General features: G+C 65.5%; 10 protein-coding genes. 6 read left to right on the top strand and 4 right to left on the bottom strand.

Annotated elements, in window-relative coordinates:
• Positions 1-95: 95 nt before the first annotated feature.
• Both ACWPN8_RS09035 and ACWPN8_RS09030 read right to left on the bottom strand, forming a co-directional pair.
• Positions 96-569 (bottom strand): sigma-70 family RNA polymerase sigma factor, encoded by a 474-nt coding sequence (locus ACWPN8_RS09035; RefSeq protein WP_085089358.1) that lies wholly within the window; start codon positions 567-569, stop codon positions 96-98.
• Between the two features lie 481 nt (positions 570-1,050).
• Positions 1,051-1,590: a GNAT family N-acetyltransferase gene (locus ACWPN8_RS09030; protein WP_492240565.1), complete on the bottom strand. Its 540-nt coding sequence runs from the start codon at positions 1,588-1,590 to the stop codon at positions 1,051-1,053.
• Positions 1,591-1,768: 178 nt separating this feature from the next.
• Between ACWPN8_RS09030 and ACWPN8_RS09025 the strand changes: the two genes are divergently transcribed.
• The 6 genes from ACWPN8_RS09025 (at position 1,769) to ACWPN8_RS09000 (ending at position 10,330) form a co-directional block, all read left to right on the top strand.
• A complete protein-coding gene (locus ACWPN8_RS09025) occupies positions 1,769-4,267 on the top strand; it encodes a glycogen/starch/alpha-glucan phosphorylase (protein ID WP_492240564.1) in 2,499 nt (832 codons plus the stop codon).
• Positions 4,268-4,554: 287 nt separating this feature from the next.
• Positions 4,555-5,595 (top strand): aspartate-semialdehyde dehydrogenase, encoded by a 1,041-nt coding sequence (locus ACWPN8_RS09020; protein ID WP_492240563.1) that lies wholly within the window; start codon positions 4,555-4,557, stop codon positions 5,593-5,595.
• A gap of 160 nt (positions 5,596-5,755) precedes the next feature.
• Positions 5,756-7,363, top strand: a complete 1,608-nt coding sequence (locus ACWPN8_RS09015; protein ID WP_109051546.1) for a peptide chain release factor 3 — start codon at positions 5,756-5,758, stop codon at positions 7,361-7,363.
• Between the two features lie 194 nt (positions 7,364-7,557).
• Positions 7,558-9,129, top strand: a complete 1,572-nt coding sequence (locus ACWPN8_RS09010; RefSeq protein WP_492240562.1) for a sensor histidine kinase — start codon at positions 7,558-7,560, stop codon at positions 9,127-9,129.
• Positions 9,122-9,529, top strand: a complete 408-nt coding sequence (locus ACWPN8_RS09005; RefSeq protein ID WP_492240561.1) for a response regulator — start codon at positions 9,122-9,124, stop codon at positions 9,527-9,529. The genes ACWPN8_RS09010 and ACWPN8_RS09005 overlap by 8 nt, the downstream gene beginning before the upstream one ends.
• A 43-nt stretch (positions 9,530-9,572) precedes the next feature.
• Positions 9,573-10,330, top strand: a protein-coding gene (locus ACWPN8_RS09000) for an IS5 family transposase (RefSeq protein WP_492241372.1) whose coding sequence is annotated in 2 segments (ribosomal slippage) — positions 9,573-9,897 and positions 9,897-10,330 — 759 coding nt in all. Because the reading frame shifts where the segments join, the coding sequence is not laid out codon by codon here.
• 36 nt (positions 10,331-10,366) lie between these two features.
• Here the strand turns inward: ACWPN8_RS09000 and ACWPN8_RS08995 are convergent.
• Positions 10,367-11,299: a transglutaminase family protein gene (locus tag ACWPN8_RS08995; protein ID WP_492240560.1), complete on the bottom strand. Its 933-nt coding sequence runs from the start codon at positions 11,297-11,299 to the stop codon at positions 10,367-10,369.
• 4 nt (positions 11,300-11,303) lie between these two features.
• A complete protein-coding gene (locus ACWPN8_RS08990; RefSeq protein ID WP_109446268.1) occupies positions 11,304-13,862 on the bottom strand; it encodes a circularly permuted type 2 ATP-grasp protein in 2,559 nt (852 codons plus the stop codon).
• Between the last annotated feature and the right edge of the window lie 236 nt (positions 13,863-14,098).

Raw genomic sequence — 14,098 nt, 5'->3', positions numbered from 1 at the left:
CGGGTATACGCGAACGCCCCCCGCAGGGGACTGCGGAGGGCGTTCATGACCGATTTGGCGCTGACGTGGCGCCGACGTGGAGGATTTCCGGTGGATCAGGCGGTCATCAGGTTGTTCAACCGTTCCCGCGCCCGGCACAGGCGCGAGCGGATGGTGCCGATCGACACATTCAGCGTCTCCGCCGCTTCCTGATAAGGACGCCCTTCGATGGCGACCAGCTTGACGACCTTGCGCTGGCTGGGGGTGAGGGAGGAAAAAGCGCGGTCGACATCGCGGAAAACCAACCTCGACATCTGCGCCGCATCGACCGACATGGCGCCGTCCCACAGCTCCACCTTCGTCACATGGCGGTCGCGCTGCAGGTTGTTGAAGTGCAGGTTCTTCAGCATGGTGGTCAGCCATGCCTGCATGTTGGTGCCGGGTTCGAAACGATGCTGGCGCGACAAGGCGCGGGCCAAGCAGTCCTGCAGCAGGTCCTCTGCGGCGTTGGCGTCACGGGTCAGTTTGCAGGCATAGCGCTGCAGGTTCGGCATGCAGCGGATCAGTTCGTTCTCGAACGAGTACGCCATGGTCTTTCCTTCCTCCACGGTCTGTGTGCGTCTCCCGCCGGCCTGGTCGGCGGCGGCACCCGTCGCGGTCAGGCGGGGCGCGGAGCGGGGACGGCGTTGGGCTTTCCGGCGCGCACGGGCGGCGGCGCCGGTTCGAAGGGCTGACAGTGCTTTTTCGATCTTGAGCGTTCAGGGTGCGGGCGTTCAGGGCATCCTGGGGATGGTCTCCCGGCTGCCCAGGGGCCGGCCCGTCATCCGGCGCGGGTCGGCTGCCCCTGCGGGGTGTTGCGGAACGATCCGGTCGGCGGTGGCGTCATTGAGGCGGTCCCGTTGTTGCCCGTCGTTGATCGTGTCGGGAGCTAAACGCACCGTGCGCCGGGGATGTTCCACCGCAGGATTCGGAAAGAGTGACATCGGTGGCAGAATCCAGCGATTCCGGTCCAGGTTCAGCTTGCCGGGCTTACCACCATCGAATGCGGATGCCGGTGCGACCCTGCAACAGTCAGTGGCCGGGACTCAGCAGCTTTTCCAAGCGCAGCGCCGCCATTCCGTCCTCGTAATAATCCGGATAGACGGAGAAACGGCGGTAGCCGGCGGCAGTATAGAGGGCGATTGCCGCAGCATTGTCCGCCCGCACCTCCAGCCTCATGCCGCGGCAGCCATGGTTGGCGGTGGCTTTCTCCAGGGCGGCGAGCAGGCTGCGGCCGAGTCCCTGCCCGCGTTTGTCGGGGGCCACGGCGAAGGAGGTCAGCCGGGCGAAGGGCGTCCCGGCGTGGAAACCGACAACACCATAGGCACTGGGCCCATAGTCACCGGGCTGATGGGCAAGCGACGCTTCCTGCACCTTCGGTACTTGGCGGTATGCCACAAGCACCATACCTTTTGCTTGCCGGATCGCGTAACGGAAGTTGCGCTGCGTCATCCGGTCGGTCGCGAAGCTCTGCTCCTCGATCGCCAGCAGCGCAGGAATATCGGCCATTTCGGCGCGGCGGATGCCGATGCATGCTGCATCGCAGTGGACAGGATCGGATTCGTGACGCATCGTTGGTGGGAAATAGGGGAGGGGATGACAACCTACTCCCTTTTACCACAGCGAAACGACGGTATGCTCCATCTGGGAAAGCTTTGCTTAACCAACAGGGCAGACACTTCCCCCATATACGGAGCGCCGTCCTTCCAGCCGCCCGCTCCTATTGGCCTTTCACGCAGAAAGTCAGGACATGGACGCTCGGTTCAAATCTCGCGACATCGAACGCCGCAGCCTTGATGTCGATGGCCTCAAACGGTCGTTCCTGGAATGGCTGGTTTATTCGGTCGGCAAGGATGCCCGCGCCGCCACGCGCCGCGACTGGTTCCACACCGTGGCGCTGGCCGTGCGCGACCGCGTCGTCGACCGCTGGATGGACACGACCCGCAGCTATTACCATGAAGACGCCAAGCGCGTTTATTACCTTTCCCTGGAATTCCTGATCGGGCGCCTGCTGACCAACAGCCTGTCGAACCTGGGAATCGTGGACGAGTGCCGTCAGGCGCTCGACCGCCTCGGCCTGTCGATGGAGGATGTGGTCGACGCCGAGCCGGATGCGGCGCTCGGCAACGGCGGCCTCGGCCGCCTGGCCGCCTGTTTCCTCGACAGCATGGCCTCGCAGGGCCTGCCGGGCTACGGCTACGGCATCCGCTACGAGTTCGGCCTGTTCGAGCAGCGCTTCGAGAACGGCTGGCAGGTCGAATATCCCGAACAGTGGCTGCAATTCGGCAACCCTTGGGAATTTGCCCGTCCGGAGGTGCTGTATCCGGTCCAGTTCTACGGCCGCGTCGAGGAGTTCCGCGACAGCGTCGGCGAGCGCGCCTACCGCTGGGTCGATGCCGACCGCGTGCTGGCGATGGCCTATGACACGCCGGTCGTCGGGTTCGGCGGCGAGACGATCAACACGCTGCGCCTGTGGTCGGCCCGCGCCACCCGCGACTTCAACTTCGGCCACTTCAACGACGGCGCCTATATGAAGGCGGTCGAGCAGAAGATCCTGTCGGAGAATCTCAGCCGCGTCCTCTATCCCAACGATGCGACGGAGACCGGCAAGGAACTGCGGCTGAAGCAGGAGTATTTCTTCACCTCCGCGTCCTTGCAGGACATCCTGCGCCGTTATCTGCAGCACCACACCACCTTCGAGAACCTGCCCAACAAGGCGGCGATCCAGCTGAACGACACCCACCCGGCCATTGGCATCGCCGAACTGATGCGCCTGCTGGTCGATCAGCACGCCCTGCGCTGGGACGACGCGTGGGAGATCACCCGCGCCACCTTTGCCTACACCAACCACACGCTGCTGCCCGAGGCGCTGGAAGCCTGGCCGGTGCGGATGATCGAGCGGGTGCTGCCGCGCCACATGCAGATCATCTACGAGATCAACGCCAAGTTCCTGAACCGCACCAAGGCCAAGGCCGCAGGCGACAACGCCAAGCTGTCGCGCCTGTCGCTGATCGATGAGCGCGGCGAGCGCCGCGTCCGCATGGGCAACCTGGCCTTCCTCGGTTCGCACAAGGTCAACGGCGTGTCGGCCCTGCACACCGATCTGATGAAGCAGACGGTGTTCGCCGACTTCCACGAGGAATTCCCGGACCGCATCAACAACAAGACCAACGGCATCACCCCGCGCCGCTGGCTGAAGCAGGCCAACCCGGCCCTGTCGGAGCTGATCACCACCCGCATCGGCGAGGGCTGGATCTCCGACCTGTCGCAGATCGCGGCACTGCGCGAGAAGGCCGACGACATGGTGTTCCGCGAGGAATTCCGCCGGGCCAAGCGCAAGAACAAGAAGCGTCTGGCCGCCTACATCGCCCGCCAGACCGGCGAGGAGGTGCTGGTCGACAGCATCTTCGACGTGCAGGTCAAGCGCATGCACGAGTACAAGCGCCAGCTGCTGAACGTGCTGCACACCATCGCGCTTTACAACGAGATGCGCGACAATCCGACGGTCAGCTGGGTTCCAGTGACCAAGGTGTTCGCCGGCAAGGCGGCGCCGTCCTATCACATGGCCAAGCTGATCATCAAACTGATCAACGACGTCGCCAAGGTGGTGAACCACGACCCATCGGTGCACGACAACCTGAAGGTCGTGCTGCTGCCGAACTACAACGTCACCGCAGCGGAAATCATCATCCCGGCCGCCGACCTGTCGGAGCAGATATCCACCGCCGGCATGGAGGCGTCGGGCACCGGCAACATGAAGCTGGCCCTGAACGGCGCGCTGACCATCGGCACGCTGGACGGCGCCAACGTCGAGATCCGCGAGCATGTAGGGGCGGACAACATCTTCATCTTCGGCATGACCGCGGATGAGGTGAACGACCTGCGCGCCAGCGGCGGCTTCAACCCGCGCGAGGTGATCGCGTCGAACCCCAGCCTGAAGCGGGCGCTCGACATGATCTCGACCGGCGCCTTCTCGCCGGACGACCGCAACCGCTACCACCCCATCGTCCAGGCGCTGACCGACGGCGGCGACCATTTCCTGGTGACGGCGGACTTCGCCGACTATTGCCGGGCGCAGGACGCGGCGATGCAGCTGTACCGCGACCCGGAGGAATGGACCCGCAAGGCCATCCTGAACACCGCCAGCATGGGCTGGTTCTCGTCCGACCGTACGGTCAACGAGTATGCCGGAGAGGTCTGGGACGTACACCCGGTCAAGCCGAGCCATGACGGCGAGGGCTTCCGGTAAAGCCGGTAATTTCTGAAAGGGCGAACGCGCAGGCGCTTTACAATGCCTGCGCGTTCGGATAAGAAGGCGTCATGAACCGCAAGGCCATCACCACCACTACGACCAAAAAAGCGACTCGCTTCGGCGGGCAGCGTCGTGGTGCGTGCTGATCGGATCGACCAGCGTTTCTTCCACGAGGCAGGCCCCGCCGGACAACGGACGGGGCCTCGTCGTATCCGGGGTCCGCTGTCCGAACGACCGATAGGCCGGTCCGATCAACAGTGCGATAGACAGGACGGAACCCCGCCATGAGCAGCAGCAACGCCTCCGCTTCTTCCAAGTCCCTCCGCGTCGCCGTGGTCGGCGCCACCGGCGCCGTCGGCCGCGAGATGGTCAAGGTCCTTCACGACCGCAACTTCCCTGTCGCCGAACTCGGCCTGTTCGCCTCCGAGCGGTCCGCCGGCAAGGTTCAGGACACCCCCTATGGCGCCCTGACCCTGACGGCTTTCGATGCCGCGGTGGTGAAGGGGTACGACGTTGTCCTGCTGGCTGTGTCGGGCGATTTCGCCAAGGCGCATGCCAAGGATCTGGCCTCGGCCGGCGCGCTGGTGATCGACAACAGCTCCGCCTTCCGCTACGACGCCGACATCCCGCTGATCGTTCCGGAAATCAACGCCCACGTCTTCCGCGAGGCGTACGCCGCCGGGTCGCGCCTGATCGCCAACCCGAACTGCACCACGGCCATCGCCGTCGTGGCGCTCGGTCCGCTGCACAAGGCCTTCGGCATCAAGCGCGCCATCGTCTCCACCTATCAGGCGACCAGCGGCGCCGGCGCCGAGGGCATGGCCGAGCTGGAAGAGCAGACGCGCAACCAGCTGGACGGCAAGCCGGTCACCAACAGCGTGTTCCGCCACCCGATCCCCTTCAACCTGATCCCCCAGATCGACGCCTTCCAGGAGAACGGCTACACGAAGGAGGAGATGAAGGTGACGTGGGAGACGCGGAAGATCATGGAGGTTCCGGATCTGCCGCTCAGCTGCACCGCCGTCCGCATCCCGACCTACCGCGCCCATTCCGAGGCCATCACGCTGGAGACCATCCAGCCGGTCACGCCCGACGCCGCGCGTGCCGTCCTGGCCGATGCCGCCGGCGTGAAGGTGGTGGACGATCCGGCCAACGGCGCCTACCCGATGCCGCTGAACGCCACCGGCCAGTATGACGTCGAGGTCGGCCGCATCCGCACCAACATCGTCTTCGGCGACCATGGCCTGGACCTGTTCGTCTGCGGCGACCAGCTGCTGAAGGGCGCCGCCCTGAACGCGGTGCAGATCGCCGAGCTGGCGCTGTAAGGCGACCGGCCAAGGTCGATCCCAGGGGCCGATCCCAAGGCTCTGGAATCCCAGGGCAGTCACTGCTATGTAATGCGACGGGGGCCGATGGGCGTGTTTCGCCTGCCGGCCCTTTCGCCGTTCGTACCGTATAACGCCTTCAAGTCACGGGATTCTGCGCATGTCCGAACTTCAGGACGCCGTCTCCCGCCGTCGGACCTTCGCCATCATCGCGCACCCCGACGCCGGTAAGACCACGCTCACGGAAAAGCTGCTGCTGTTCGGCGGTGCCATCCAGATGGCCGGTGCCGTCAAGGCGCGCGGCGAGCAGCGGCGCGCCAAGTCGGACTGGATGAAGGTGGAGCGCGAGCGCGGCATCTCGGTGACCGCCTCCGTCATGACATTCGATTTCGACGGGCGTACATTCAACCTGCTCGACACGCCGGGCCACGAGGACTTCTCGGAGGACACCTACCGCACGCTGACCGCGGTCGACAGTGCGGTGATGGTGATCGACGGCGCGAAGGGCATCGAGGCGCAGACGCTGAAGCTGTTCGAGGTCTGCCGTCTGCGCGACGTGCCGATCATGACCTTCTGCAACAAGATGGACCGCGAGGCGCGCGATCCCTTCGACCTGATCTCGGAGATCGAGAGCGCGCTAGCGCTGGAGGTCACGCCGGCAAGCTGGCCCATCGGCATGGGCCGCGATTTCCTGGGCTGCTACGACCTGATCCGCGACCGGCTGATCCTGATGGACCGCAGCAAGGGCGACGAGATCGACGAGGGCATCGAGTGCAACGGCCTGGACGATCCCCGTCTGGACGAACTGCTTCCCGCCCACGCCGTCGCCAAGCTGCGCGAAGAGGTGGAGATGGCGCGCGGCCTGATGCCGGCCTTCGATCTGGAGGCTTATCGCGCCGGCCATCTGACTCCGATCTATTTCGGCTCCGCCATCAATAATTTCGGCGTGCGCGAGCTGCTGTCGGGCCTGGCGGAGAATGCCCCGCCGCCGCGCCCGCAGCCCGCCGATCCGCGCACCGTCGAGCCGGACGAGGAGAAGGTCACCGGCTTCGTGTTCAAGGTCCAGGCCAACATGGACCCGAACCATCGCGACCGCATTGCTTTCGTCCGTCTCTGCTCCGGCCGTTACAAGCGCGGTGCCAAGCTGAAGCACATCCGCTCCGGCAAGCTGATGGCGGTGAACAACGCCGTCCTGTTCCTTGCCCGCGACCGCGAGGTTGCGGAGGAGGCTTGGCCCGGCGACATCATGGGCATCCCCAACCATGGCAGCCTTCGCATCGGCGATACGCTGACCGAGGGCGAGGATTTGCGCTTCACCGGCGTGCCGAGCTTCGCGCCGGAACTGTTGCAGCGTGTCCGCCCCGACGATCCGATGCGGGTGAAGCACCTGCGCAAGGCGCTGGAGCATTTCGCCGAAGAGGGCGCGTCGCAGGTGTTCAAGCCGTTGACCGGCGCCGACTGGGTCGTCGGTGTCGTCGGCCAGCTGCAGTTCGAGGTTCTGGCCTCGCGCATCGAGGCGGAGTACGGCATCGCCGCTCGATTCGAGGGTGCCGGGCTGGACGCCGCCCGCTGGGTCGAGACCGACGACAAGGTTCAGCTGGAAAAGTTCATCGAGCTGAACCGCTCGGCCCTGGCCGAGGACCATGACGGCGCGCTGGTGTTCCTCGCCCGCAACGCCTGGCACCTGAACCGCGCACAGGAGGATTTCCCGGCGCTGCGCTTCCTGAAGACACGCGAGCAGAACCGCAAGGTCCACACCGCCGCGTGACGCGAACGCCCGCTCACGTGGCCTTGGCCGCGGAGCGGGCGTCCTTTCAGTAGAGAAATCTCAAAGACCCACCCTAGCGGATTGACGGCTTGACGGAGTTGGTCCGGTGGCGGAACGTGTGCCGATGTGTCAGATGGTTTCGACGCATAATCAACGTCCTCCGTCGGACGGGCACCGTTGGGAAAGAGGCGGACATGGCCGTGGGATTGGAAGAGCTTCTGGACACCGGCGGTTTCGTTCCCCATGGGGTCTGCCTGCTCTGGCGCCCCGACATCCTGATGCTGCATGTCGCGTCGGATGTACTGATCGGCCTGTCCTATTTCTCGATTCCGGTGGCCCTGATCTATTTCGTGATGCGCCGCCGCGACGTGGCCTTCGGCTGGATGGCGCTGCTGTTTGCGCTGTTCATCATCGCCTGCGGCACCACCCATTTCCTGTCGGTCTGGACCTTGTGGACACCCGACTATGTGCTCGAAGGTCTGGTGAAGCTGATTACCGCCTTCGCGTCGCTGGCGACGGCGGCGGCGCTCTGGTGGTTGATGCCGCGCCTGCTGGCCCTGCCCAGCCCGCGGGAGCTTGAGGCCAGCAACCGCGCGCTGGCGCTGGAGGTGGCGACCCGGCGCGAAATGGAGGCCCGCTATTCGGGCTTCTTCAACAACCTGGGCGAGGCGCTGTTCATCGTCCAGGTTCTTCCCGACGGTGACTTCGCCTATGAAGCCATCAACCCGGCATTGGCGCGGATCGGCGGATTGGACCCCGAACAGATGCGCGATCGCCGTGTCCGGGATGCGGTGAAGCCGGAACTGGCCGATCTGGTCATTCCCCGCTACACCTCCTGCCGCGACAGCGGCAAAGCCATCGATTACGAAGAGACGCTGGACATGCCGGCCGGCCAGCGCGTCTTCCACACCATGCTGGTGCCGGTCAAGGACGCCGCCGGCCGGGTCGTCCAGATCCTCGGCAGCGGCCGCGACGTGACCGAACGCAAGCGCTTGCAGGAAGAGGTGATCCAAACCTCCAAGCTGGCGACGCTGGGCACGCTGGCTGCCGGCATGGCGCACGAGATGAGCCAGCCGTTGAACATCATCCGTCTGTGGACGGAAAACACCCTGGCCCGGCTGCATGACAATCTGCTCGAACCCGCTCGCGCGGAGAAGGCGTTGAAGCTGGTGATCGAGCAGACCGAGCGCATGGGCAAGCTGATCGACCATGTCCGCACCTTTGGCCGGCGGGACGGCGGCAGCATGCGCTCCTTCCATCCCGCCGACTGCGTTCAGAGTGCGGTCGAGCTTGTCCGCCATCAATATCGTCAGGAAGACATCGAGATCGTCGAGAAAGGCTGGGCGGCGCAACTGGCGGTATCCGGACGGCCACTTGAATTGGAGCAGGTGATCCTCAACCTGTTTTCGAACGCGCGCGATGCGATCATCGCGCTTCGTGCAACGGGTGGAGCAGCGGGACGCATCATGGTGGCGGTCGGCGACGATCCCAACGGGCATAGCGTGGTCATCCAGGTGACCGACGATGGCGGTGGGATCGATCCCGCGGTGCTGCCACAGATATTCGATCCCTTCTTCACCACCAAGGAGGTCGGCAAGGGATCCGGCCTGGGGCTGTCGATCGGCTATGGAATCATCGACAGCATGGGTGGGCGGATCGAAGCGCGCAACGTCGATCTGGAGGGGGGAGGCCGCGGCGTCCGCTTCACCATCACGCTGCCGAGCCAGCCGGTCTCCTCAGTCGACAGGGAGTTCTCGCATGCCTGATCGGTTCCATATCCTGATCGCGGAGGACGAGGTGCTGGCAGCCATGGCGCTGGAGGACTTCCTGTCCTTCAAGGGCTTCCGGGTGACCGTCGCCGCCAATGGGGCGGAGGCGCTGGAGCGCTTTGCCAGCGAGCGGATCCACGCGCTGGTGACCGACCTGCGCATGCCGCGCATGGATGGCGAGACGCTGATCCGGGAAATCCGTGAACGCGACACCACCCTGCCGGTGGTGGTGATGACCGGCTACCTGACGGAGGACAGCGACCTGAAGCAGGAGCGCTGGAAGCCGTTGGAGATCTTCAGCAAGCCGGTCAACCCGCGCACCATCTGCACCACGCTGCACCGTATGCTGGGCATACCGCTAGGCCCAATCGACATTCATGGTTCCCATCGGGACTGAGTTGTGATTCATGGGTTTCCGCTATTTTGAGGCGGAGCTGTCGATGGGGATCAAACGCTACGAACTGACGGATTCCCAATGGGCACGGATTTCAGGATTGCTGCCCGGCAAGGTTGGCGATCCCGGCCGCTCGGGTGGCGATAATCGTCTGTTCGTCAATGGCTGCCTGTGGGTTCTCCGTTCCGGCGCCCACTGGTGCGATCTGCCTGAACGATATGGCAAGTGGAAGACGGTCCACCGCCGTTTCAGCCGCTGGTGCCACGCCGGGGTCTGGGAGCGGGTGTTCGAGGCGCTGACTGCCGACCGGGATAACCAGTACCTGATGATCGATAGCACGATCGTGCGTGCGCATCAGCAGGCGGCGAGCGGAAAAGGGGGGCCAAGGATCAGGCGCTGGGGCGTTCCCGAGGAGGATTGACCACCAAGATCCACATGCTGGCCGATGCGCTCGGCCGACCTCTGCGCTTGATTGTCACCGCCGGACAGGTCGGCGACATCACTCAGGCCGAAGCCTTGTTGGAAGGGCAGTCCGGCGCCGCTGTCCTCGCCGACAAAGCCTATGACAGCAATGCCTTGCGGGAGACGATTGCCGCCATGAATGCCAAAGCCGTCATCCCCTCCAACCGCTCTCGCAAGCTCATCATTCCTCATGATGCCGAAGCCTACAGACATCGAAACCGCATCGAGCGATGTTTCAACCGCCTCAAGCACTTCAGGCGATTCGCCACTCGCTACGACCGCAGGAAAATACACTTCAATGGCTTTCTCAGCCTCGCAAGCATCTCAATTTGGCTGAGGTGATTGTCGATCCGACCTAGAGGCCTGAGGCGTTTCCCTTCAGTCTTCCAGCGGTTCGACGTCCACGCTGACGGTCAGGCCATGCCCGGCGCCGCCAAGCAGGACGCCGCGGGCCGGGCTGACATCGTCGTAATCGCGTCCCCAGGCCATCGTGATGAAGTCGCGGTTGGCGACGCAGGCATTGGTCGGGCAGATGTCGAGCCAGCCGGCGCTTGCCCCGCACCAGACAGAGGCCCAGGCATGGCTGACGTCCGCGCCCACCAGCCGCGGCTGGCCGGGCGGGGGCAGGGTGCGCAAATAACCCGAGACATAGCGCGCCGGCAATCCGATGGCGCGGGCGCAGCCGACGGCGATATGGGCGAAGTCCTGGCAGACGCCGCGGCGGTTGCGCATCACGGCCGCCAGCGGAGTCGCGACCGTCGTGGCCGTGGGATCGAAGGCGAACTCATGGTTGATGCGGTTCATCAGGCTGATGGCCGCCGCGACCGCCGGACGGGCCGGCGTGAAGCTGCCCCGGACATAATCCAGCAGTTCGGGGCTGGAAGCGACCAGCGCGCTGTCGAAGCAGTATTGCGTGATCTCCGCGCCGTCGTCCGGCCCGGTCAGGCCACGCAGGCTGTCGCGCACATGCTCCCACGCTGGCGAATCGTCGGGCACCAATGCGGGCGGATCGAACACTTCCACCTCGCTTTCGGCGATGACGGAGAAAGTCCGGTGCGGCTCCTGCACGGCGACGTAGGTGACGGTGTTGCCGAAATAATCGACCCGCTCCGTCCGCACGGCCGGGACCGGGTCGATGGTCATCAGGCTGCGCCGGATACGCTGGCGCGGGTGCGGCCGGGCGGTCAGGTGCAGCAGATGGTGGGAGATCGGCACATCCTCGCCATAGTCGTAGGCTGTGGCATGGCGCAGGCGATAGCGGGTGGAAAGACCGCTGCTGCCGGAAGCGGGAGCGGAGGGCGGAGGCGTCATCGCGTCAGGCCGATCTTGCGAAGGCATGGCTGAAATAGGCGTGAGCCAGGAAATTCGACACGTCCGGCAGCGTCATCGCCAACGTGTCCAGCAGCGTGCGCAGCGCCTCGCTGGAGGCCATGGCGTCGGTGCGTTCCAGGCTGTTGCGCGCGGCGGCGACGATGGCCAGCGCGCCGCCGGTCGGGTCCGTCCCGGTGCCGACGCCCTGGCTGGGCAGCGCCCGCATGTGCCGGTCGAGTGCCGCCAGCTGGAACGCCAGCGCGCGGGGATTGGCTTCTTCGCCCAACAGCAGGTCCAGCACAGGCGTGCGCAGCACGCTGGTCAGGTGGCGGGCGCGATAGGTCATCACGCTCTCGCCCAACTCCAGCAGCACCGACAGGGTGGCGGCCTGCATTGGCTCGTCCTGGCGGTCGAGATCGGCGACATGGACCCCGCGCATCAGCGCGACCATATGCAGCGACCGCTCGATCCGCCGGCCGATGTCGAGGAAGCGCCAGCCGGCCCCCCGCGTCATGCTATCCTGTTCAAGGCCGGAGAAGGCGGCCAGCATGATCATCGCGTCGTCCAGCCGCAGTAGCAGCGAGGCCGCGTCCATGCGTCCCTTCGGCTGCTGGGTCTGGCGGTCGATTGCCGACACCACCCGCCACATGTCCATCGACAGACGGTCGCGCACCGAATAGGCGGTGCGGTGCAGCCTCAGAACCTGGGCGCGCAGGCTGTTCGGATGGTCCGGGTCCGTCACCGCCGCGTGCAGCGCGTCGCGCAGGCCGCGGCTGGTGCCGCTTTCCGTCACCCGCGCCAGTTCCGCGGGGATCATGCCGAGCGAGCCGAGCAGGTCGAGCAGCGGGCGTTGCTGCAAGGTGGCGCCCGGCATGTTGCTGTCGATCAGACGGCTTTGCGTCGCGCGCAGCAGGCGCAGCGCCCCCTCCGCCCGTTCGGCATAGCGGCCGAGCCAATAGAGGCCATCGGCGACGCGGCTGGGCAAGTCGTTGGCGGACGGTCGCGCACCGCTTGCCGTCGGCTCCATTGCCAGCGCCGACGGACGAGGTTGGTTGGCTGCCACGTCGGCACGCCGCGGCGCCAGGATCCAGGTATCCTTGCTGCCGCCGCCGCTCTGCATCGACACGACCAGCCGTCCCGATTCGCTGGACACGCGGGTCAGGCCGCCGGGCATCACCGCATAGCCGCCGCTGGGGGTGGCGCAGAGGAAGACGCGCAGCACCAGCGGGCGCGGCTGGAGCCGGCCATCCTGCCAGACCGGGGCGGTGGAGAGCGCCATCTGCTCCTGCGCCACGAAATACCAGGGGCGGCGCTTGATCCGCTCGGTCAGGGCGGAGCGTTCGGCGGCCGACAGCTGGGCGCCGAAGATCGGCTCGAAGGACAGCGATGGGAAAGCCGGCTTGATCACCAGGCCGTCGAGATGGTCGATGACGTAGGCGCGTTCCGCATCGTTGCCGCACCACCAGCTGGCGACGCCGGGCAACCGCAGCTCTTCCCCCAGCAGATGGCGGCACAGCGTTGGCAGCGACGATTTCATCGCCATCGATTCCATCAGGCCGGAGCCGAGCGCATTGGCCATCACGACGGTGCCGGCCCGAACCGCCTCGATCAGCCCGGCGACGCCGAGCGAACTGTCGGCGCGCATCTCCAGCGGGTCGGCGAAATCGGCGTCGAGCCGGCGCAGGATCACGTCCACCTGCTCCAGCCCGGACAAAGTCTTCAGATAGACCGTCCGGTCGCGCACCGTCAGGTCCGCCCCTTCCACCAGGGTCAGGCCGAGATAGCGGGCGAGATAGACATGCTCGAAGTAGGTTTCGTTGTAGGGGCCGGGGGTCAGCAGCACCACGCGCGGCAACCGCCCAGCGGCGCTGGTCCGCGGCGCGATGGAGAAAAGCGTTTCCTTGAAGGTGTCGAAGAATCCGCTCAGCCGCTCCACCTGGCAATGGCGGAAGCTGTCGGGCAGGACCTTGGCGATCACCGCGCGGTTTTCCAGCGCATAGCCGCTGCCGCTCGGTGCCTGGGTACGGTCGGACAGCACCCACCAGCGACCGTCGGGTGCACGGGCGAGGTCGACGGCGTAGAAATGCAGATGGACGTCGTTCGGAACCCGGATGCCATGGACCGCGCGGCGGAAGCCGGGGTCGGCATGGATTACCGACGGCGGCAGCCGGCCATAGCGGGTCAGCGTCTGCGGTCCATAGATGTCGGTCAGGATGGCGTTCAGCAGCGACGCCCGCTGGATCAGCCCCGATTCGATGGCCTTCCATTCATGGGCCGGCAGCAGAAGCGGCATCATGTCGAGCGGCCAGGGCCGCTCCATCCCGTTGGGATCGCCGTAGATGTTGTAGGTGACGCCGTTCTGGTGCAGAAGCCGCCGCGCTTCCTCCCAGCGTTGCGCCATCTGTTCGGAATCGAGCGGCCCCAGCGAACTCATGAAGGTCTGCCAGTGCGGCCGCAGCCGGCCCTGGCCGTTCACCATCTCGTCATAGACCTGTCCGGAACCATAGCCGATGGCATCGGCCTCGCCGAACAGCGATCCCTGGGTGAAAGGGACCGGCGGCATCCCGGACGGGACCACGGATGCCGGCGCGCGGAATGGCTGATCGGGCTGGGACAAGGTCTGACTGGTGCGTATTGCCTATGAAGGAAGCAACAGTCTGAACGTCCCAGCCCGTCGATGCAAGGCCGGTGGGCCGGGGATCCATCCGAAAGAGGAAAGATTCCGTGGCGATCCCGTCATTGATGGATGATCGCAGGCCGATGTCCTGAAACGAAAAAACCGGAGCGCCGCGCAATGCG

The sequence above is a fragment of the Azospirillum sp. UENF 112521 genome, from assembly GCF_058780665.1.
The sequence above is the reverse complement of the archived record's forward strand: the minus strand, read 5'-3'. Positions and strand labels throughout refer to the sequence as shown.

Bases quoted from the DNA above. Each gene is read 5' to 3' on its own strand.
- ACWPN8_RS09035 (WP_085089358.1), bottom strand. From the start codon at position 569: ATGGCGTACTCGTTCGAGAACGAACTGATCCGCTGCATGCCGAACCTG.
- ACWPN8_RS09030 (WP_492240565.1), bottom strand. From the start codon at position 1,590: ATGCGTCACGAATCCGATCCTGTCCACTGCGATGCAGCATGCATCGGC.
- ACWPN8_RS09025 (WP_492240564.1), top strand. From the start codon at position 1,769: ATGGACGCTCGGTTCAAATCTCGCGACATCGAACGCCGCAGCCTTGAT.
- ACWPN8_RS09020 (WP_492240563.1), top strand. From the start codon at position 4,555: ATGAGCAGCAGCAACGCCTCCGCTTCTTCCAAGTCCCTCCGCGTCGCC.
- ACWPN8_RS09015 (WP_109051546.1), top strand. From the start codon at position 5,756: ATGTCCGAACTTCAGGACGCCGTCTCCCGCCGTCGGACCTTCGCCATC.
- ACWPN8_RS09010 (WP_492240562.1), top strand. From the start codon at position 7,558: ATGGCCGTGGGATTGGAAGAGCTTCTGGACACCGGCGGTTTCGTTCCC.
- ACWPN8_RS09005 (WP_492240561.1), top strand. From the start codon at position 9,122: ATGCCTGATCGGTTCCATATCCTGATCGCGGAGGACGAGGTGCTGGCA.
- ACWPN8_RS08995 (WP_492240560.1), bottom strand. From the start codon at position 11,299: ATGACGCCTCCGCCCTCCGCTCCCGCTTCCGGCAGCAGCGGTCTTTCC.
- ACWPN8_RS08990 (WP_109446268.1), bottom strand. From the start codon at position 13,862: ATGCCGCCGGTCCCTTTCACCCAGGGATCGCTGTTCGGCGAGGCCGAT.